The 18849-nt window shown below is 69.1% G+C and carries 19 protein-coding genes and 2 pseudogenes; 17 read left to right on the top strand and 4 right to left on the bottom strand.

What is annotated here, in order from left to right; translation table 11 throughout:
• The first annotated feature begins 295 nt into the window (after positions 1-295).
• From rpoZ to PMI01_RS16390, 4 genes and pseudogenes are all read left to right on the top strand, one after another.
• A complete protein-coding gene (gene rpoZ / locus PMI01_RS16400; RefSeq protein ID WP_007671240.1) occupies positions 296-655 on the top strand; it encodes a DNA-directed RNA polymerase subunit omega in 360 nt (119 codons plus the stop codon).
• Positions 656-759: 104 nt separating this feature from the next.
• Complete coding sequence (locus PMI01_RS16395; RefSeq protein WP_085954880.1) at positions 760-2982, top strand: RelA/SpoT family protein; 2223 nt, start codon at positions 760-762, stop codon at positions 2980-2982.
• A 41-nt stretch (positions 2983-3023) separates the two neighbouring features.
• Positions 3024-3103: pseudogene (locus PMI01_RS28220) on the top strand (hypothetical protein); the annotation flags it as partial.
• A 120-nt stretch (positions 3104-3223) separates the two neighbouring features.
• The gene (locus PMI01_RS16390) at positions 3224-4264 is read left to right on the top strand and encodes an alpha/beta hydrolase (protein ID WP_007671238.1); all 1041 of its coding nucleotides are present in this window, start codon (positions 3224-3226) and stop codon (positions 4262-4264) included.
• Between the two features lie 223 nt (positions 4265-4487).
• Here the strand turns inward: PMI01_RS16390 and PMI01_RS16385 are convergent, their stop codons facing one another.
• The gene (locus PMI01_RS16385; RefSeq protein WP_007671237.1) at positions 4488-4895 is read right to left on the bottom strand and encodes an NUDIX domain-containing protein; all 408 of its coding nucleotides are present in this window, start codon (positions 4893-4895) and stop codon (positions 4488-4490) included.
• Positions 4885-5097 (bottom strand): hypothetical protein, encoded by a 213-nt coding sequence (locus tag PMI01_RS16380; RefSeq protein ID WP_007671236.1) that lies wholly within the window; start codon positions 5095-5097, stop codon positions 4885-4887. Before PMI01_RS16380 ends, PMI01_RS16385 begins: the two co-directional genes overlap by 11 nt.
• 259 nt (positions 5098-5356) lie before the next feature.
• Here PMI01_RS16380 and pyrE point away from each other — a divergent pair, with 259 nt between their 5' ends.
• The 6 genes from pyrE to era all read left to right on the top strand — a co-directional run bounded on the left by pyrE (position 5357) and on the right by era (position 10127).
• The gene (gene pyrE / locus PMI01_RS16375) at positions 5357-5941 is read left to right on the top strand and encodes an orotate phosphoribosyltransferase (RefSeq protein ID WP_007671235.1); all 585 of its coding nucleotides are present in this window, start codon (positions 5357-5359) and stop codon (positions 5939-5941) included.
• A 5-nt stretch (positions 5942-5946) separates the two neighbouring features.
• Positions 5947-6702: a pyridoxine 5'-phosphate synthase gene (locus PMI01_RS16370; protein WP_007671234.1), complete on the top strand. Its 756-nt coding sequence runs from the start codon at positions 5947-5949 to the stop codon at positions 6700-6702.
• A complete protein-coding gene (gene acpS, locus PMI01_RS16365; protein WP_007671233.1) occupies positions 6699-7103 on the top strand; it encodes a holo-ACP synthase in 405 nt (134 codons plus the stop codon). Before PMI01_RS16370 ends, acpS begins: the two co-directional genes overlap by 4 nt.
• A 355-nt stretch (positions 7104-7458) precedes the next feature.
• Entirely contained in the window at positions 7459-8307 is an 849-nt protein-coding gene (gene lepB / locus PMI01_RS16360; protein ID WP_007671231.1) for a signal peptidase I, read from the top strand.
• Positions 8307-9005, top strand: coding sequence for a ribonuclease III (gene rnc / locus PMI01_RS16355; protein ID WP_007671230.1), 699 nt, complete (start codon positions 8307-8309; stop codon positions 9003-9005). The genes lepB and rnc overlap by 1 nt, the downstream gene beginning before the upstream one ends.
• Before the next feature lie 168 nt (positions 9006-9173).
• Entirely contained in the window at positions 9174-10127 is a 954-nt protein-coding gene (gene era, locus PMI01_RS16350; protein WP_007671229.1) for a GTPase Era, read from the top strand.
• 52 nt (positions 10128-10179) lie between these two features.
• Here era and PMI01_RS28215 read toward each other — a convergent pair.
• A pseudogene (locus PMI01_RS28215) lies at positions 10180-10253 on the bottom strand (hypothetical protein); the annotation flags it as partial.
• A gap of 95 nt (positions 10254-10348) precedes the next feature.
• Here PMI01_RS28215 and PMI01_RS16345 point away from each other — a divergent pair.
• On the top strand, positions 10349-11224 hold the full coding sequence (locus PMI01_RS16345; protein ID WP_007671228.1) for an arylamine N-acetyltransferase family protein: 876 nt from the start codon (positions 10349-10351) through the stop codon (positions 11222-11224).
• Complete coding sequence (gene recO / locus PMI01_RS16340) at positions 11224-11955, top strand: DNA repair protein RecO (RefSeq protein ID WP_007671227.1); 732 nt, start codon at positions 11224-11226, stop codon at positions 11953-11955. The genes PMI01_RS16345 and recO overlap by 1 nt, the downstream gene beginning before the upstream one ends.
• Before the next feature lie 4 nt (positions 11956-11959).
• Here recO and PMI01_RS16335 read toward each other — a convergent pair whose 3' ends face one another.
• Positions 11960-12406 carry a MarR family winged helix-turn-helix transcriptional regulator gene (locus PMI01_RS16335; protein ID WP_007671226.1) on the bottom strand — a complete coding sequence of 149 codons (447 nt, stop codon included), beginning with the start codon at positions 12404-12406 and terminating at the stop codon, positions 11960-11962.
• Positions 12407-12499: 93 nt separating this feature from the next.
• Between PMI01_RS16335 and PMI01_RS16330 the strand changes: the two genes are divergently transcribed.
• The 5 genes from PMI01_RS16330 to PMI01_RS16310 all read left to right on the top strand — a co-directional run bounded on the left by PMI01_RS16330 (position 12500) and on the right by PMI01_RS16310 (position 18720).
• Positions 12500-12874 carry a nuclear transport factor 2 family protein gene (locus PMI01_RS16330; RefSeq protein WP_007671225.1) on the top strand — a complete coding sequence of 125 codons (375 nt, stop codon included), beginning with the start codon at positions 12500-12502 and terminating at the stop codon, positions 12872-12874.
• A gap of 68 nt (positions 12875-12942) precedes the next feature.
• The gene (locus PMI01_RS16325) at positions 12943-14532 is read left to right on the top strand and encodes an alkaline phosphatase D family protein (RefSeq protein WP_007671224.1); all 1590 of its coding nucleotides are present in this window, start codon (positions 12943-12945) and stop codon (positions 14530-14532) included.
• Between the two features lie 77 nt (positions 14533-14609).
• A complete protein-coding gene (gene parC / locus PMI01_RS16320; protein ID WP_007671222.1) occupies positions 14610-16886 on the top strand; it encodes a DNA topoisomerase IV subunit A in 2277 nt (758 codons plus the stop codon).
• Entirely contained in the window at positions 16886-18262 is a 1377-nt protein-coding gene (locus PMI01_RS16315) for a serine hydrolase domain-containing protein (protein ID WP_007671220.1), read from the top strand. Before parC ends, PMI01_RS16315 begins: the two co-directional genes overlap by 1 nt.
• A 128-nt stretch (positions 18263-18390) precedes the next feature.
• Positions 18391-18720 (top strand): UrcA family protein, encoded by a 330-nt coding sequence (locus PMI01_RS16310; protein WP_007671217.1) that lies wholly within the window; start codon positions 18391-18393, stop codon positions 18718-18720.
• Positions 18721-18849: the final 129 nt, after the last annotated feature.

Here is an 18849-nt window from a genome sequence, read left to right as displayed (position 1 = left end):
TGTAACCTCTCACCCTCCCACCGCTTCGCGGCGGGCCCCTCCCTCTCTCAAAGAGAGAGGGATCCCGAATGTCCGCTCAGGGTCGAAAGCCGACCTTGGCTCACCGCCTGAAAGCAGCCGGTCGGCTCAGAACCTCATCTCCAGGGTCGGCGCCCGTTCCGTCCCGCTGGACTTCTCCCCACGAACGCGGCATAAGCGCCCCCTCGCGAAAGCTGGGACTCCACCTCTGCGGCGTTGCACAACGCCGCGTGGAACCCTATTTTGCGATAACCAAGGCTCACAGCCCGAGGAATTCATGGCCCGCGTCACCGTCGAAGATTGCGTCGAGAAGGTTCCCAACCGCTTCGCTCTGGTCCTGCTGTCCGCCCATCGGGCGCGCGGCATCTCGGCCGGCGCCTCGCTGCTCGTCGATCGCGACAACGACAAGAACCCCGTCGTCGCCCTGCGCGAGATCGCCGACGACGTGGTCGACCACGAGGGCCTCAAGGAACAGCTGATCACCACGCTGCAACGTGTGGACGAGCACACCGAAGCCGAGGAAGAGGCCGAAACCCTCGCCCTGCTGGCCGATCCCACCCACATGCAGATGAGCGAACTCGAGCTGGTTCGCGCCCTGCAGAGCGACCGCGACGGCGGTCAGGAGGAGCGGTACTGAGCCCCGACGGCGCAGACCCTCTAATCCTCGAAGCGGCGCCCGCCGCCGCTCCTTCCGAACGCGCGCCCGATTCCGAATCGGGCGCGTCGTCGTCTGTGGTTTCCATTGAGCCCGCTGCGGCTCCGGTACCGACTTCAGCCGCCAAGCCCCGCCAGAAGTTCCTTCGCCAGTACGAGCTGATCGAGCGCGTCCACGCCTACGATCCGACGGCGGACGAAGCCCTGCTGAACCGCGCCTATGTCTACGCCATGCGCATGCACGGCTCGCAGACGCGGGCCAGCGGCGACCCCTATTACGCCCACCCGATCGAGGTGGCCGGCATCCTCACCGAATACCGGCTCGACACCGCCACCATCGTCACGGCGCTGCTGCACGACGTGATCGAGGACACCCCGGTCACCAAGGAGGAGATCGCGGGGCTGTTCGGCGAGGAGATCGCCGAGCTGGTCGAGGGCGTCACCAAGCTGTCCAAGCTGGAGCTCCAGGCCGAGCACTCGCGCCAGGCCGAGAACCTGCGCAAGTTCATCCTGGCCATCTCCAAGGACGTCCGCGTCCTGCTGGTCAAGCTGGCCGACCGTCTGCACAACATGCGGACGCTGCACTTCATCAAGAGCGAGGCCAAGCGCGAGCGGATCGCCCGCGAGACGCGCGACATCTACGCGCCCCTGGCCCGCAATATCGGCTGCCACCGCATCTGCACCGAGCTGGAGGAGCTGTCGTTCGAGCACACCAACCCGGTGGCCCGCAACGCGATCATCCGCCGGCTCGACACCCTGCGGGCCGAGCAGGGCGGGGCCGTGGCCCTGGTCAGCCAGGAGATCGCCGCGCGGCTGGAATCGGCCGACGTGCCGGCCCGGGTGTTCGGCCGCGAGAAGTCGCCCTATTCGATCTGGCGCAAGCTGCAGCGCAAGTCGATCGGCTTCTCGCAGATGTCCGACATCTACGCCTTCCGGGTGATCGTCGACAGCGAGGAGGACTGCTACCGCGCCCTGGGCGTCGTCCACCGCGCCTGGTCCAGCGTGCCCGACCGCTTCAAGGACTTCATCTCGACCCCGAAGCGCAACAACTACCGCTCGCTGCACACCACGGTGGTGGGGCCGCGCGGCATGCGCATCGAGATGCAGATCCGCACCGAGGCCATGGACCGGGTCAACGAAGAGGGCGTGGCCGCCCACTTCCGCTACAAGGACGCCTCCTACGGCCTGGACCTGGAAGGCATGGAGGCGGCCGGCGGCCGCGATCCCCTGGCCAACCTGCGCCAGCTGGTCCAGGTGCTGGAGCACGGCGGCGACGCTGAGGAGCTGGTCGAGCACGCCAAGCTGGAGATGTTCCTCGACCAGGTGTTCGTGTTCACGCCCAAGGGCAAGCTGGTCAGCCTGCCGCGCGGCGCCATGCCCCTGGACTTCGCCTACGCCGTCCACACCAGCGTCGGCGACACCTGTATCGGCGTGAAGATCAACGGCGAGCTCAAGCCGCTGCGCACCGGCCTCAACAACGGCGACGTGGTCGAGGTGATCCGCGGCTCCAAGCCGGTGGTGCCGCCGGACTGGCGCTCGCTGACGGTGACCGGCCGGGCTCGCTCGGCCATCCGGCGGCATATCCGCCAGACCGAGAAGGAAGAGTTCCTGCGCCTGGGCAAGGCCTCGGTGGAACAGGTCTTCGAACGGGCCGGCAAGAAGCTGAAGGACGTGTCGCTGCGGCCGATCCTCGAGCGCTACGCCCTCGACACCGAGGACGCCCTGTTCGACGCCGTCGGCCGCGGCCGGGTGTCGCCCAGCCAGGTGCTGGAGACGGCCTTCCCGGGCATGAAGGACACCGACGTCGCCGTGGCCACGGCGCGGCGCAAGATCGAGGGCGGCAAGGGCGCGCGGCTCTATGTGCGCGGCGGCGGCCTGACTCCGGGCGTCTCGCTGCACTTCGCCCACTGCTGCAGCCCGGTGCCGGGCGACCGCATCGTCGGCATCCTGCGGGAGGACGGGGAGGGGCTGGACGTCCACACCATCGACTGCCCGAAACTGGCCGAGTACGAGGACCGCGAGGACCTCTGGCGCGACCTCAACTGGACGCCCGAGGCCGAGCGCGAGACCGTGTCCCTGGCCCGCCTGCACGCCACCATCGGCAACGCGCCCGGCGTGCTGGGCCAGGTCTGCACGATCATCGGCGAGGCCGGCGGCAACATCGTCAACCTGCGCATGCACCACCGGCAGAGCGACTTCTTCGACGTCGACATCGACGTCGAGGTGCGCGACGCCAAGCACCTGACCAACATCTCGGCGGCGCTGCGGACCTGTCCGACGGTCGAGACGGTGGACCGGACGCGGGGCTAGGTTTGAAGATCGCGATTTCCTAGCGACCTCAAGACGCCCACTCAGGTTGTCATCCCGGCCGCAGCGAAGCGGAGAGCCGGGACCCAGGGCAACCGCAAAGCGCCGGCCCCTGGGTCCCGGACAGCGCTACGCGCTTCCGGGATGACAACCGTTGGGGACCGGTCGGACTCGGCGCCGGCCGCCTTGTGGTGTTCGCGTGAAGGAGACATCCTCCCGGCGCGTAACGCGCGAGGGAGCGAGCATGGTCGCCGTTCGGGTCTATTTCGCCACCAACAGGAACCACCAGCCCGAGAACAAGAAGCTGGTCTTCGGCCCGCGCTTCAATCCCGACGGCGTGGCGGCCCTGAGGTTCGGCCACGTGGATTTTCCCGACGGGGCCGAGAGCCTGCAATCGGGGTCGGTGTTCGTCTATCCCGACATCAAGGGCGAGCCCGACATCACCAAGACCGGCGGCGGCGCCTTTCTCGAAGACCTGCGCAAGGCGATGATCGACGGGGGCTGCGACACCCTGGTGTTCATCCACGGCTTCAATGTCAGCTTCAACGGCGCCCTGGAGGCCGGGGCGAGGCTGGCGCGCGACGTACGGGTGCGGGCCATGGCGACCGACGCCGGCCGGCCGGTGAACGTCGTGGTGTTCAGCTGGCCCTCGGACGGCGAGGCGGTGCCGCTGATGTCGTACTACAGCGATCGCGAGGACGCCCGGGCCTCGGGACCCGCCTTGGCGCGGACCTTCCTCAAGCTGCGCGAGTTCCTGTTCAAGATGGCGGTCGAGGATCGCTGCCAGCGCAGCATCCACCTGCTGGCCCACAGCATGGGGGCCTATGTGCTGCGCCAGGGCCTGCAGGCGACGATCGCCAAGCAGCCCGACAGCCTGACGCGGGCCTTCGACCAGATCCTGCTGGCCGCGCCCGACGAGGACGATGACACCTTCGAGCGCGACGACAAGCTCAAGCTGCTGCCGCGGCTGGCGCGGCAGGTGACGGTCTATTTCAATCCGGCCGACCGCGCGCTGACGATCTCGGACAAGACCAAGGCCAATCCCGACCGGCTGGGCTCGGACGGACCGCGCATGGTCGACCTGCTGCCCAAGAAGGTGGTGTTGGTAGATTGCCGCAACGTGGCCGCCCACGCCGATCCCGTGGCCCAGCACGGCTATTTCGAACGCAGCCGCGCCATGGCGTTCGACATCGGGGCGGTGCTGGCGGGACTCGACGCGGAGGCGATCGGCAACCGCGACTATATCCTGCCGCTACGGGCCTGGCGGCTGACCAGGGAGCTCTAGAGGCTGTGGACACTTAGCCCGGAGGATTGATTTTACGTCCGCGGATATTCTGGCGCTCACACCCACCCACAATTCGTCATCCCCCGACTTGTTCGGGGGACCCAAGCAGGGTCTGACGTTATGTCCAGCGCCGCTTGGGTCACCCGCATAAAGCGGGTGATGACGGAATTTTTGAGTTGGACACGCGCTCGCGGCGATTGGGCCGCATAACTGTCCGCAGCGCCTAGAGGGCGGCCACGGCGTCCTGGGTCGCCTGGGTCAGCGGCGAGGGCAGGGCGTCCAGCGCGAACCAGCCCCAGTCGGCCAGGGCCTGCGGTTCCTGGACCGCCGGCTGGCCCTCGAACCGCTCGACGCGATAGGTCACGGCCACCCAGTGGTGGTCGGGCGCGATCATGTCGGTGACGGCCAGCACGGCTCCCGCGACGATGGTGATCCCCAGCTCCTCGGCGATCTCGCGTTCGGCGCAGGTCCGGGCGCTTTCGCCCCAGTCCAGCTTGCCGCCCGGCACGCCCCAGTGGTCGGCTTCGGGCGCGCGGCGGCGCTGGACCAGCAGCAGGCGGCCCCGGGCGTCGAGGACGGCGGCGCCGCAGCCGACGCGGGGACGGGGCGGGGGAAGCGATTCATCCGACATGGTCCTTTCCTACACCGGCCTGGGCGTCGTGACAGTCCATCGTCTCGGAGATCTTGGCGAAGGCGGCGGCCACGCGGTTCGCATTGGCCACGCGGCGGTAGATGCTGGCATGTCCGGGACGGGTGGCCTTCAGGGCGAGCAGGTCGAGCTCGTCGGCCTTGCGGTACAGGCTGGCCGAGGTCGCGATGGTGTCGTGGGTCATGGAGCCACCTGTGGGTTGCTCGTCATGTCCGCGGTCGCGGACCGGCTGGGTGTCGGGAGTTTTCGCGCACGCGCCTTACGCCGGCGGTGGCCGTCGCGCCTCACGGGGTTTGCCCGGGGCGACTCGTGTCCGCCTCACTCACGCGGGGACCAGACCATAGCGGTTGGGTTTGGCTTTTGTTCCCCTGATCGGCGAGTTCGCGGGCCTCGCGCCACGTCGCGATTTGTAGACTCGCGCGGGTTCGCTATATCCACGTCTCATGACCAACGACGACGTCCTCGACGAATTCCGCGCCGCCGGCGCCCTGCGCGAAGGCCACTTCGTGCTGTCCTCCGGCCTGCACAGCCCCGTCTTCCTGCAGAAGAACCTGGTGTTCATGCGGCCCGAGCGCTGCGAGCGCCTGTGCAAGGCCTTGGCGCAGAAGATCATCGCCACCGTGGGCCAGCCCGACGTGGCCGTGTCGCCGGCCGTCGGCGGGATCATTCCGGGCTACGAGACCGCCCGCCACCTGAACGTCGCCTCGATCTATGTCGAGCGCGAGGGCGGGGCCTTCAAGTTCCGGCGCGGCTTCCACCTGGAACCCGGCCAGAAGGTCGTGATGGTCGAGGACATTGTCACCACCGGCCTGTCGTCGCGCGAGTGCATCGCCGCGATCCAGGAGGCCGGCGGCGACGTCATCGCGGCCGCCTGCATCGTCGACCGCTCGGGCGGCAAGGTCGATGTCGGCGTGCCGCTGGTCTCGCTGTGCAGCCTCGAAGTCCCGGCCTATCCGGCCGACGCCCTGCCGCCGGAACTGGCGGCCGTGCCGATCGAGGACCCGGGCAGCCGGCGGCTGAGGGGCTGACGACCATGCTGCGGCTCGGCGTCAACATCGACCACGTGGCCACGATCCGCAACGCGCGCGGGTCCAGCTATCCGGAACCGGTGCGGGCCGCCGAACTGGCCCTGGCGGCCGGGGCCGACGGCATCACCGCCCACCTGCGCGAGGATCGCCGCCACATCAGCGACGCCGACATCGCCCTGCTCAACGACCTGTGCCTCAAGCGCGGCAAGCCGCTGAACTTCGAGATGGCGGTCACCGACGAGATGGTCGCCATCGCCCTGGCCGCCCGGCCGCACGCCGCCTGCCTGGTGCCCGAGCGGCGCGAGGAGGTGACCACCGAGGGCGGCCTCGACGTGGTGCGCGGCGCCAATCGCATCGCCGACGCCACGGCCCGCCTGCGTACCGTCGGGGCCCGGGTGTCGCTGTTCATCGAGGCCGATCCGGCCCAGATCCAGGCCTCGGCCGACGTCGGGGCCCAGGTCGTCGAACTGCACACCGGCGCCTATTGCGACGCGGCCCGCGACGGCCACGCCGACCGCGCCGCCGCCATCCTCGAACGCCTGAAGACCGGCGCGGCCCTGGCCCAGAGCCTGGGCCTGGAAGTCCACGCCGGCCACGGCATCGACTACGCCACGGTCAAGCCGATCGCCGCCATCCCGCAGGTCGCCGAGCTCAACATCGGCCACTTCCTGATCGGCGAGGCGATCTTCGTCGGCTTGCCCCAGGCGATCCTGCGGATGCGGACCCTGATGGACGCCGCCCGCATAGAGGCCGCCGCATGATCATCGGGATCGGCTCGGACCTGTGCGACATCCGCCGGATCGAGAAGTCCCTCGAACGGTTCGGCGACCGCTTCACCAACAAGGTGTTCACCGAAACCGAGCGCCGGCGGTCCGAGCGCAAGCCCGACCGCGCCTCCAGCTACGCCAAGCGCTTCGCCGCCAAGGAGGCCTGTTCCAAGGCCCTGGGCACCGGGTTGAAGCGCGGCGTGCACCTGGCCGGCATGGGCGTGGTCAACCTGCCGTCCGGCAAGCCGACCATGGCCTTGACCGGCGGCGCGGCCGAGCGGCTGGCCGAGCTGACCCCGCCGGGCATGACGGCGGTGGTCCACCTGTCGCTGACCGACGACCACCCCTACGCCCAGGCCTTCGTGATCATCGAGGCGGTGGCGGTCGGAGCCTAGGTCCAACCGGCCCCCGTCTTGCAGCCATCCCCCCGAGACGCCGCCAACGGCGCCGTTGTGGGACCGGGCGATGACTTTCTGGGTCGATACCGAATCGAGGACGCATCGGGCGGCGAAGGGGCGTGTTCGTCGCGCCCTGATGCCCTGGCAGGAGCGGCCGTTCGCCTGGCTGCTGGCGGGCTGGGGGTTCGTCGCCTTGATGCTGCTGGCGGCCTTCGCCACAATTTAGGCCCTGGTCGCACGGTCAAGCTGAGCGCGGAAGCGGGCGCGCCACGCTTGCTCCCGTCGTAAAGCCCGTCTAGCTAGGCTCGTCGGGTCCGTCCCGAAGCCCATTCCGTCGAGAGCTCCCGCGCGCATGACCGACACCGCCGACATCGAGACCGCCGAAGACAAGAACGGCGCGGTCAAGGAGTTCATCGAGATCGTCAAGACGGTCGCCTACGCCCTGGGCATCGCCCTGGTGCTGCGGATCCTGCTGTTCCAGCCGTTCACCATCCCGTCGGCGTCGATGGAGCCCAACCTCTACCAGGGCGACTACATCATCGTTTCGAAGTTCAGCTACGGCTATTCGAAGCACTCGATCCCCTTCAGCCCGCCGCTGTTCAACGGCCGCATCCTGGGCAAGGCGCCGACCCGCGGCGACATCGTGGTCTTCAAGCTGCCGCGCGACCCCAACGTCGACTACATCAAGCGCCTGATCGGCATGCCCGGCGACAAGGTGCAGGTGCGCGGCGGCGTGGTCTACATCAACGGCCAGGCGCTGAAGCGCGCCGAGATGCCCTCGGTGCTGGCCGACACGGGCTATGGCACGCGCAGCATCCAGCGCTTCGAGGAAACCAATCCCGAGGGCCGCAAGTACGCCACCCAGGACTATGGTCCCGACGGCGACGCCGACAACACCGGCGTCTATACGGTGCCGGAGAACTGCTACTTCTTCATGGGCGACAACCGCGACAACTCGCTGGACAGCCGCTTCGACCCGCAGGTCTCGCCGTTCAAGACCGGCTCGGGCGTCTGCGCCTGGGACCCGGGCAACGACCAGTACATCGGCATGCAGGAAGGCGTCGGCTTCGTGCCGGCCGAGAACCTGGTGGGCCGCGCCCAGCTGATCCTGCTGTCGTGGAACGCTGACGCCCACCTGTTCAAGCCCTGGACCTGGTTCACGGAAGCCCGTCCGAGCCGCTTCTTCCGCGTTCTAAAGTAGTGGACAGGCGCGCAGTCGCCGTCGGCGACCTCGAGCGCCGGATCGGCCACACCTTCGGCGATCGCAAGCTGCTGGAGCAGGCGCTGACTCACGCCAGTGTCGGCGACGGGGCCAAGAAGACGGCCGACAACGAGGTGCTGGAGTTCATCGGCGACCGCGTGCTGGGCCTGCTGGCCGCCGAGGCCCTGGCTGAGCGCTTCCCCAAGGCCAAGGAGGGCGAGCTGGCCCCGCGCCTCAACGCCCTGGTCAGCCGCGAGACCTGCGCCCGCGTGGCCCGCGCGGCCGAGATGGGCCCGGCCCTGCGGCTGTCGGCCTCATCCAGCAAGATCGGCGGCCGCGAGACCGACTCGATCCTGGCCGGCGCCGCCGAAGCGCTGATGGCGGCGCTCTATCGCGACGGCGGGCTGGAAACCGCCCGCCGGGTGTTCCTCGACCTGTGGTCCGGCGAGTTCGACAAGGCCGGCGAGGGCAAGCCGCGCGACCCCAAGACCGCCCTGCAGGAATGGGCGCAAGCCCAGGGCAAGCCGCTGCCGACCTACGCCGTCAAGGACCGCAAGGGCCCCGACCACGCGCCGGTGTTCACCGTGCAGGTGACGGTGGCGGGCGTCGACCCGGTCTATGCCGAAGGGCGTTCGCGGCAGGAGGCCGAGAAGGCGGCGGCCAAGGCGCTGCTGGAGCGGGAAGGGGCGGGGGTTTAAAGGTCCTCCCCCTATGGGGGAGGCGGCCGAAGGCCGGTGGGGGGAGTTTTAGGCCCCTCGATCCTGCCAGTGGTCGTCTGCCCAACACTCCCCCCACCGATCACTTCGTGGTCGCCTCCTCCACAGGGGGAGGGCTTTTTCGCCCCATCGGTGCTACACGCACCCGCAATGACTGAAACCACCCCCCAAAACACCCGCGCCGGGTTCGCCGCCATCATCGGCGCCCCGAACGCCGGCAAGTCCACCCTGGTCAACCGCATGGTCGGCGCCAAGGTCTCGATCGTCACCCAGAAGGTCCAGACGACGCGCTTCCCCGTGCGCGGCGTGGCCATGACCGGTTCGACCCAGATCATCCTGGTCGACACCCCCGGCATCTTCACCCCGCGTCGGCGGCTGGACCGGGCCATGGTCCGGTCCGCCTGGAGCGGGGCCGAGGACAGCGAAGTCGTCGTCCACCTGGTCGACGTCCAGGCCGAACTGGCCGCCCGCGAGCGCCGGGCCTCGGCCGGCGAGCACCGCTCGGTGCAGGACGTCCAGACCATCATCGAGGGCCTGAAGGCCGCCGGCCGCCAGGTGATCCTGGCGCTCAACAAGATCGACGGCGTCAAGCGCGACACCCTGCTGGCCGTCACCCAGGACCTGTTCGAGACCGGCGTCTATTCCGAGGTCTTCATGATCAGCGCCAGCACCGGCGCCGGCGTCGACGACCTGATGGCCAAGCTGGCCTCGCTGATGCCGGAGGGGCCCTGGCTGTATCCGGAAGACCAGACCGCCGACCTGCCGGCCCGCCTGCTGGCCGCCGAGATCACCCGCGAGAAGATCTACCTGCGCGTCCACGAGGAACTGCCCTACGCGGCGTCCGTCGAAACGACCGCCTTCGAGGAGCGTCCGGACGGCAGCGCCCGCATCGAGCAGACCATCTATGTCGAGCGCGACGGCCAGCGGGCCATCGTGCTGGGCAAGGGCGGCGAGGTGATCAAGTGGATCGGCAAGACCTCGCGCGAGGAGCTGGAACAGATCCTCGACCGCAAGATCCACCTGTTCCTGCACGTCAAGGTCAAGGAAAACTGGGCCGAGGAACGCGGGCTGTTCAACGACATGGGCCTGGACTTCGACGTTTAGGGGCGCTTGTGATCGCATCATTTCGTTGTCATCCCGGAAGCGCGTAGCGCTGTCCAGGACCCCGGGGCCGACGCGATGCGGTGGCCCTGGGTCCCGGCTCTCCGCTGCGCTACGGCCGGGATGACAACGTTTTGTTGGCGGTGGAACGCCTATCGCCGCCCTTGACTTCAGCGCCGACACCCTGTCCTTGGACCGTGAACAGACAGGGAATATCGCCGCCCATGAGCAAGATCGAAACCGCCTTCGCTCCTGTCTCTCCTGCCGTGGACCTCGACGCCTATTTCGCTCGCATCGGCTATGACGGCCCGCGCGAGCCGACGCTCGCGGTGCTGCGCGCCCTCCACCAGAAGCACCCCGACGCCATCCCGTTCGAGAACCTCGACGTGCTGCTGGGCCGGCCGATCGACCTGGACCCGGCCGCCGTCGACGCCAAACTGATCGGGGCTGGGCGCGGCGGCTACTGCTACGAACAGAACGGCCTGCTGAAGCGGGTGCTGGCGGCGCTGGGCTTCGAGGTCCAGGGCCTGATGGCGCGGGTCTGGTGGATGAAGCCGCCGGAGGCGCCGACGCGCGCGCGCTCGCACATGGTGCTGGCGGTGAAGATCCCCGGCGACGACGAGACCTGGCTGGCCGACGTCGGCTTCGGCGGCTGCGTCCTGACCGGCCCGTTGCGGCTGTTCTCCGACGCCGTGCAGTCGACGCCCAACGGCGCCTTCCGGATTTCCCCGGCCGCGCCCGAGATGGGCGGCGAGCGGCTGGTCGAGGCCGACCTCTCCGGAACCTGGGCGCCGACCTATCAGGTGGCGTTGGGGCCGTGGATGGATGTCGACTACGAGCCGGCCAATTTCTTCACCTACACCCACCCCAGCTCGCACTTCACCTGGAGCCTGACGGCGGGCCGCACGACGCCCACCGCCCGCTACGCGATGAAGAACAACCGCCTGACCCATCGCGACGTCGTCGGCGCGCTGGTCGAGCAGCGCGACCTGTCGGTCGACGAGCTGGAAGCGACCCTGCGCGACGTCATCGGCCTGCCGGTCGAGCCGTCCTGGCGGCCCGTGCTGGAGAAGGTCGTGGCCTGGGGGACGCCGGGCTGATGGAGTGGGAGGACGAGGCCTTCGTGCTGTCGGCGCGCGCCCACGGCGAGACCGGGGCGATCGTCGAACTGCTGACCCAGGACCGCGGCAAGTTCGCCGCCCACGTCTCGGGCGCGGCCTCGCGGCGGATGAAGCCGTTCCTGCAAGCGGGAGCGCGGGTCATCGCCCGCTATCGCGCCCGGATGGACGGCCAGCTGGGCGGGGCCACCCTGGAACCGATGGGCGAGGGGCCCTCGTCGTTGTTCGACGAGCCGCTGGCCCTGTCCGGCCTCTCGGCCGCCGCCGCCGTCGCCGCCGGGGCCTTGCCCGAGCGCGAGCCGCATCCCGGCGCCTTCCACGCCCTGGAGGCGATGATCGCCGCCCTGGCCATCCCCGAGATCTGGCCGGCGGTCTATGTGCGGTTCGAGGCCGGGCTGCTGCAGGACCTGGGCTTTGGCCTGGACCTCTCCAAATGCGCCGCCACCGGTTCGCTGGACGACCTGGTCTATGTCAGCCCGCGCACCGGCCGGGCCGTCAGCCGGGCGGCGGGCGCGCCCTATCACGACAAGCTGCTGCCCCTGCCGCCGTTCATGCTGTCGGCCCAGGGCGGGCTGGCCCCGGGCGACGTCAAGGCGGGCCTGGACATCACCGGCCACTTCCTCGAGCAGTTCGTGTTCCACCCGCTGAACAAGCCGCTGCCGCCGGCCCGGGTGTGGCTGCTGGACCGGTTGGCCGAGGCGGGGCGGCTTTAGGGATCTAGCCAGGCGACGCTTCGCTGCGATCGAGGTTGGCGATCAGGCGCGTCAGCAGGTCGATGAACAGCGTGGTCTCCTCGTCCGTGAAGCCGCGCAGCACCTCTTGATTGCCCCGGAGCAGGACCGCGACCGCGTCCGGCAGGCGCGTTTCGGCGGTCTGTGTCAGCGTGATGCGGCTGCTGCGTCCGTCGGCCGGATTGGGCGTTCGCCGGATCAGCCCGTCCCGCTCCATGCGGGCCAGCATCTGCGCCATCGGCGGCTGCTCGGTCCTGGCGAAGCGGGCGAGGTCGCGTTGCGTGTCGGCCCGGCCGTCCCGAAGCGCGATCAGCACTGGCAGATGTCCGACGCCGAAGCCGAGCGGCTTGAGCCGCGCCTCGCTGAGACGGGCGAAGCCGCGCGCCGCGAGGCTGATCAGGTGCCCGGGCGTCGAGAGCACATCCAGGTCCATCCCAACTCACCCCCTTGCGCCGATCATCGTCGAAATACATATGTGCATATGTAAATGCATTCGCCGCCGGCGCAACCCGCATGGAGAGACCCGATGGACGACGCCGTCAGAATTCTGGAAGGCCTCTATGATCGCTTCAACGCGCGGGACATCGACGGCGTGCTGAGCCAGCTCACCGACGATGTCGCCTGGGCCAACGGCATGGACGGCGGCCATGTCCATGGCCGCGAGGCTGTGCGCGCCTACTGGACCCGCCAGTGGGCGGTGGTCAGTGCGCACGTCGAGCCCGTGGGCTTTCATCGCGCCGCGGACGGCGCGATCGTCGCGGAAGTCCGGCAGACGATCCGCGATCTCGAAGGCAGGCCGCTCGGGGGGCAGGCGCACGGGCTCAAGGACAAGACGGTCGGCCACGTTTTCCGTTTCCGGGAGGGCAGGGTGGCTCGCTTCGACATCCAGGACGCCGCCTAGGGCCGGGAGGCCGGACGAACCGTCACAATGCGCGGCTATGCGGCGAGGACCCCAGTGGAGTCCCGCCCATGTCGCTCGTCCTCGACCGCTACGCCCTGAACCGCCGCCGGCTGCTGCGGACCTTCGGCGCCGCCGCCGTCACCGCGCTGTCGATCCCGCTGGTCGGCAACCGGGCCTTCGCCCAGGCGGTGTTCGTCCAGTATCCGTTCCAGCTGGGCGTCGCCTCGGGCGATCCGTGGCCCGACGGCTTCGTGATCTGGACCCGCCTGGCCCCCGAACCGTTCGAGATCGGCTACGGCATGCCCACGGCCCCGGTCGAGGTGGGCTGGGAGGTCGCCGCCGACCGCGGCTTCAAGACCGTCGCGGCCAAGGGAACGGCCGTGGCCATGCCCGAGCTGGGCCACGCGGTCCACGTCGAGGTGGCGGGCCTCGAGCCCGGGCGTGACTACTGGTACCGCTTCACGGCCGGCAAGGAGCGCAGCCTGGTCGGCCGGGCGCGCACGGCCCCGGCCGCCGGCGCCGCCGTGGACCGCGTGCGCTTCGCCGTCGCCGGCTGCCAGAACTATGAGCAGGGCTATTACACCGCCCATCGCCGCCTGGCGCAGGACAACCCCGACTTCGTGTTCTGCTACGGCGACTACATCTACGAAGGGCGCGGCAATCGTGTCTGGAACGGTCCCAACGGTCCGGTCGAGAACGTCCGCCAGCACTTCGGCGGCGAGATCTACAGCCTCGACGACTACCGCCGCCGCTACGCCCAGTACAAGATGGACGCCGACCTGCAGGCCGCCCATGCGGCGGCGCCATGGTTCGTGGTCTGGGACGACCACGAGACCGACAACAACTGGGTCTCCGACCTCGACCAGGACGGCACGGACCCCAAGGTCTTCAACCTGCGCCGCCAGGCCGCCGCCCAGGCCTATTACGAGCACATGCCGCTGCGGATGAGCGCCTTCCCGGTCGGGACCTCGGTCCAGATCTACCGCCGCGCCGCCTATGGCCGGCTGCTGGAGCTGAACCTGCTGGACACCCGCCAGTTCCGCAGCGACCAGCCCTGCGGCGACAAGTTCGTGGCCTGCAACGAGCTGGACCGGACCGACGCCGAGATGATGGGCCTGCGCCAGGAGAAGTGGCTGACCGAGGGCCTGACCGCCTCCAAGGCCACCTGGAACGTCCTGGCCCAGCAGGTGATGATGATGGACCTCGACCGCGATCCGGGCCCGGGCGTGCTGGCCAATCCCGATAGCTGGGCCGGCTATCGCACCCCGCGCGAGCGGCTGCTCAAGACGCTCCGCGACCGCAAGATCGCCAACCCCGTGGTGCTGACCGGCGACGAGCATCAGAACTTCGCCGGCGAACTGCAGCTGGACGGCGCCCACCCGGCCGCCCGGCCGATCGCCTCGGAGTTCGTGGTCACCTCGATCTCGTCGGGCGGCGACGGCGTCGACCAGACCCCGGACTACGCCAAGATCCAGGCCGTCAATCCGCAGCTGAAGTTCAACAACAGCCAGCGCGGCTACGCGATCTGCGACGTGACCCCCGAGCGCTGGGTCACCGAGTTCAAGGTGCTGGACGCCATCACCCGCCGCGACGGCGCCCTGACCACCCGCAGGAAGCTGGCGATCGAGGCGGGCGACCCGCGTCTGGTCGAAGCTTGAGAACAAAAGGCGTTCAAGGGGAGGATTTGCCGCGCGGGATTGGCTAGGGTGCCTTCCACGCGTAACGAATCTCCCCGATGAACAAACCAGTCCTCCCCCCTGGCGGTCCCGGCGACGGCGATCGCATTCTCGACGAACCGCTGAGCGAGGCGCTGTCCAAGCGCTACTTGGCCTATGCGCTGTCGACGATCGGCTCGCGGGCCCTGCCCGACGTGCGCGATGGCTTGAAGCCCGTGCACCGTCGCGTGCTGCACGCCATGAACAACATGCGCCTCAACCCCGAAGGCGCCGCGCGCAAGTGCGCCAAGGTGGTCGGCGAGGTGATGGGTAACTTCCACCCGCACGGCGACCAGTCGATCTACGACGCCCTGGTCCGCCTGGCCCAGGACTTCGCCCAGCGGGTGCCGCTGGTCGACGGCCAGGGCAATTTCGGCAATATCGACGGCGATAACCCCGCCGCCATGCGCTACACCGAATGCAAGATGACCGCGGCGGCCATGCTGCTGCTGGACGGCATCGACGAGGATGCGGTCGACTTCAAGCCGTCCTATGACGGCCAGGACGAGGAGCCGGTGGTCCTGCCGTCGGGCTTCCCGAACCTGCTGGCCAACGGCTCGTCGGGCATCGCCGTGGGCATGGCCACCTCGATCCCACCGCACAACCCGGCCGAGCTGATCGACGCCTGCCTGCTGCTGCTGTCGCGCCCCGAGGCGACGACCGCCGACATCCTGGAACGCGTGCCGGGCCCGGATTTCCCGACCGGCGGCGTGATCGTCGAGTCGCGCGAAAGCCTGCTGGAGACCTACGAGACCGGCCGCGGCGGCGTGCGCACCCGCGCCAAGTGGGAGAAGGAAGACACCGGTCGGGGCACCTACCAGATCGTCGTCACCGAGATCCCCTACCAGGTGAAGAAGTCCGACCTGGTCGAGCAGCTGGCCGACCTGATCGACAGCAAGAAGGCCGCCCTGCTGGGCGACGTACGCGACGAGAGCGCCGAGGACATCCGGCTGGTGCTGGAGCCCAAGTCCAAGAACGTCGAGCCCGAAGTGCTGATGGAGAGCCTGTTCAAGCTCTCGGCGCTGGAAAGCCGCTTCCCGGTCAACATCAACGTGCTGGACGCGCGGGGCACCCCCGGCGTCATGGGCATCAAGCAGGCGCTGGTCGCCTTCCTGGCCCACCGTCGCGACGTGCTGACCCGCCGGGCTCGCAACCGGCTGAGCAAGATCGAAGCCCGTCTGCACATCCTGGACGGCCTGCTGATCGCCTACCTCAATCTCGACGAGGTGATCCGCATCGTCCGCTACGAGGACGAGCCGAAGAAGAAGCTGATGGAGGCCTTCGCCCTCAGCGAGCTCCAGGCCGACGCCATCCTCAACACCCGCCTGCGCCAGTTGGCCAAGCTGGAAGAGATGGAGATCCGCCGCGAGCACGCCGAGCTGGTGGAGGAGCGCGACGGCATCATGGCCATGCTGGCCAGCGACAAGCTGCAGTGGGATCTGGTCGGCGCGGGTCTGCGCCAGGTGCGCGCCGTGCTGCTGAAGATCAAGCACCCGCACGACAAGCCGCGCCCGACCGGGGTGATCGGCCGCTCGATCTTCGAGGACGCGCCGGTGGTCGACGCCGAGGCCGCCCTGGAGGCGATGATCGTCCGCGAGCCGATCACCGTCATCCTGTCGGACCGCGGCTGGATCCGCGCCGCCAAGGGCAAGGTCGAGGACCCGTCGGAACTGAAGTTCAAGGAAGGCGACAAGCTGGGCTTCCTGGTCCCGGCCGAAACCACCGACAAGCTGCTGCTGTTCACCAGCGACGGCCGGTTCTTCACGCTGCCCTGTTCCAACTTGCCGTCGGCCCGCGGCCATGGCGAGCCGGTGCGGATGATGATCGAGCTGGACGACAAGGTGAAGATCATCGACGTCTTCCCGTTCAAGGCCGGGCGCAAGCGCTTCCTGGCCTCCAAGCAGGGCTACGGCTTCCTGCTGCCGGAGGAGGAAGCCCTGGCCAACCGCAAGGCGGGCAAGCAGGTGCTGACGGTCGACGCGGCCGGCGCGGCCTTCTGCCTGGAAGCGGTCGGCGACCAGCTGGCGGTGATCGGCGACAACGGCAAGATCCTGATCTTCCCGCTGGAGGAACTGCCGGAAATGCCGCGTGGCAAGGGCGTCAAGCTGCAGGCCTATCGCGAGGGCGGCCTGCGCGACGCCATCTCGTTCAACACCGACGGCGGCGCGTTCTGGGTCGACACCGCCGGCCGGCGTCGCGACTGGGTCGAGTGGCGCGAGTGGATCGGTCGTCGGGCCGGGGCCGGCAAGCTGTCGCCCAAGGGCTTCCCGACGTCGAAGCGGTTCAGGCCGAAGTGATGGGCGGGGCGGTCGCGCGCTTTTCCCGTAAGACCGCCGCCGCCTTGGCCGCCTTGCTCGGCCTCACGGCCGCGGGCTCGGTCACGGCCGCGCCCTTACCGCGCGCCAAGCCCGAGACGATGGGCTTCTCGGCGGTCAAGCTCAGGAAGCTGGACGAGACCATGCAGGCCCTGGTCGACCAGGGCCAGATCGCCGGCGGCGTCACCCTGCTGGGCCGCCACGGCCGCGTCGTGTCGCTGAAGACCTTCGGCAAGCGCAGCCTGGAGACCGGCGAGGCCATGCCCGCCGACGCCATCTTCCGCATTCGCTCGGAGACCAAGCCGGTCACCGGCGTGGCGATGCTGATCCTCTACCAGGAGGGCAAGTGGAAGCTGGACGACCCGGTCACCAAGTACGTGCCCGAGTTCGCCAATCTGCGCATCGCCTCGGGCGTCGACGCCGAGGGCCGTCCGATCCTGACTCCCGTCAGCCGCTCGCCGACCATGCGCGAGCTGATGACCCACACGGCCGGTTTCGCTTATGGCTTGGCCGACGACCCCGGCAGCCTGGCCGACCAGGCCTATTACCGGGCCGGAGTGCTGCAGTCGGAGTCGCTGGAGCAGATGATCCAGAAGGTCTCCACGCTGCCGATGTTCGCCCAGCCGGGCACGCTGTGGCGCTACAGCGTCGCCGCCGACATCCAGGGCTACATTGTCGAGAAGCTGTCGGGCCAGTCGCTGCCGGTGTTCATGGAGCAGCGGATCTTCGTGCCCCTGGGCATGAAGGACACCGCCTTCTGGGCCCCGCCCGAGAAGCTGTCCCGGGTGGCCGCCGTCTATGACGCCGATCCGGCCACCGGCAAGCTGATCCCGGCCGGCGAGGGCCCGTGGCGCGACATCACCCAGCCGCCGCCCGCCCCGTCGGGCGGCGGGGGGCTGCTGTCCACCGCCGGCGACTTCGCCCGCTTCGCCCAGATGATCCTCAACGGCGGGGAGCTGGACGGCGTGCGGGTGCTCGAGCCCGAGAGCGTGGCCCTGATGCGGCTGAACCACTTGCCGGCCAGCTTCCAGATCACCACCAACGGCACCGCCAACGTCCTGCGGCCCGACAAGAAGCCGTTCCCGTTCGGGGCCGGCATGGGCTACGGCCTGGACATCGCGGTGACGGTCGACCCGCGCGCCTCGGGCGCGCCGGTGGGGGCCGGCACCATCAGCTGGGGCGGCAGCGCCGGCACCTGGTTCTGGGTCGACCCGACCAACGACCTGTTCTTCATCGGCATGATCCAGCGCCTGGGCGGGGTCGGCTCGGGCCTCGACGCCACCACGCGCACGGTGGTCTACCAGGCCCTGGAAAGGCCGCCGATCAAGGAAGCGCGCCTGAACTCTTCAGCACAGTAGAACGTTACAGTCCGTTCATTTGTGAATTCAGCGTCATGAAGCAGACGTAACGGGCGTTCCTAAAGTCTTGCCGGCATAGATTCCCCAACAACGGCGCGGACGGCGTCGGGATTACAGGGAATGCCGACATGGGAACGTTCATCGCCAAGCTCTCCACCGCCGCGGTCCTGGCCCTGGCGGCGCTGCCGGTGCTGGGCCTGGCCCAGGCGGCCCACGCCGCGCCGACCGCGCCGGTGGTGCGCATCCCGATCGGCGACCTCGACCTGAGCCGGGCCGACGACGCCCGCGTCTTCAAGGCCCGGATCGACGCCGCAGGCGAGGCGATGTGCGAGGCTCGCACGCGCCGGGAAAAGCTGGGCGCCTGGTCGGCCCATGCCTGCCGCCTGGATTTCCAGGACGACCTCCGCGCGCTGCTGACGCGACCGCAGATGCGGGCCCTGCGGTCGGTCGGGGGCTAAGGCGAGATCCTCCCCTCGGGGAGGGGCGTGGAGCGCCGCAAGGCCGGTTCCCCTCATCGCCCGCGAGACCTGCCCCGGTCGCCGCGGGGCTCCCGCCGATACATCGTCGAACGTCCTGAACCCTCTCCC

It is taken from the genome of Caulobacter sp. AP07 (assembly GCF_000281955.1).
Taxonomy (GTDB): Bacteria; Pseudomonadota; Alphaproteobacteria; order Caulobacterales; family Caulobacteraceae; genus Caulobacter.
Note: the sequence above shows the minus strand (reverse complement) of the source record. Positions and strands in the feature narration are given on the sequence as shown.

Bases quoted from the DNA above. Each gene is read 5' to 3' on its own strand.
- PMI01_RS16390 (WP_007671238.1), top strand. From the start codon at position 3,224: ATGGTCGCCGTTCGGGTCTATTTCGCCACCAACAGGAACCACCAGCCC.
- recO (WP_007671227.1), top strand. From the start codon at position 11,224: ATGGAGTGGGAGGACGAGGCCTTCGTGCTGTCGGCGCGCGCCCACGGC.
- PMI01_RS16385 (WP_007671237.1), bottom strand. From the start codon at position 4,895: ATGTCGGATGAATCGCTTCCCCCGCCCCGTCCCCGCGTCGGCTGCGGC.
- rpoZ (WP_007671240.1), top strand. From the start codon at position 296: ATGGCCCGCGTCACCGTCGAAGATTGCGTCGAGAAGGTTCCCAACCGC.
- PMI01_RS16330 (WP_007671225.1), top strand. From the start codon at position 12,500: ATGGACGACGCCGTCAGAATTCTGGAAGGCCTCTATGATCGCTTCAAC.
- parC (WP_007671222.1), top strand. From the start codon at position 14,610: ATGAACAAACCAGTCCTCCCCCCTGGCGGTCCCGGCGACGGCGATCGC.
- PMI01_RS16325 (WP_007671224.1), top strand. From the start codon at position 12,943: ATGTCGCTCGTCCTCGACCGCTACGCCCTGAACCGCCGCCGGCTGCTG.
- PMI01_RS16370 (WP_007671234.1), top strand. From the start codon at position 5,947: ATGCTGCGGCTCGGCGTCAACATCGACCACGTGGCCACGATCCGCAAC.
- PMI01_RS16380 (WP_007671236.1), bottom strand. From the start codon at position 5,097: ATGACCCACGACACCATCGCGACCTCGGCCAGCCTGTACCGCAAGGCC.
- PMI01_RS16335 (WP_007671226.1), bottom strand. From the start codon at position 12,406: ATGGACCTGGATGTGCTCTCGACGCCCGGGCACCTGATCAGCCTCGCG.
- PMI01_RS16315 (WP_007671220.1), top strand. From the start codon at position 16,886: ATGGGCGGGGCGGTCGCGCGCTTTTCCCGTAAGACCGCCGCCGCCTTG.
- lepB (WP_007671231.1), top strand. From the start codon at position 7,459: ATGACCGACACCGCCGACATCGAGACCGCCGAAGACAAGAACGGCGCG.
- PMI01_RS16310 (WP_007671217.1), top strand. From the start codon at position 18,391: ATGGGAACGTTCATCGCCAAGCTCTCCACCGCCGCGGTCCTGGCCCTG.
- acpS (WP_007671233.1), top strand. From the start codon at position 6,699: ATGATCATCGGGATCGGCTCGGACCTGTGCGACATCCGCCGGATCGAG.
- era (WP_007671229.1), top strand. From the start codon at position 9,174: ATGACTGAAACCACCCCCCAAAACACCCGCGCCGGGTTCGCCGCCATC.
- PMI01_RS16345 (WP_007671228.1), top strand. From the start codon at position 10,349: ATGAGCAAGATCGAAACCGCCTTCGCTCCTGTCTCTCCTGCCGTGGAC.
- pyrE (WP_007671235.1), top strand. From the start codon at position 5,357: ATGACCAACGACGACGTCCTCGACGAATTCCGCGCCGCCGGCGCCCTG.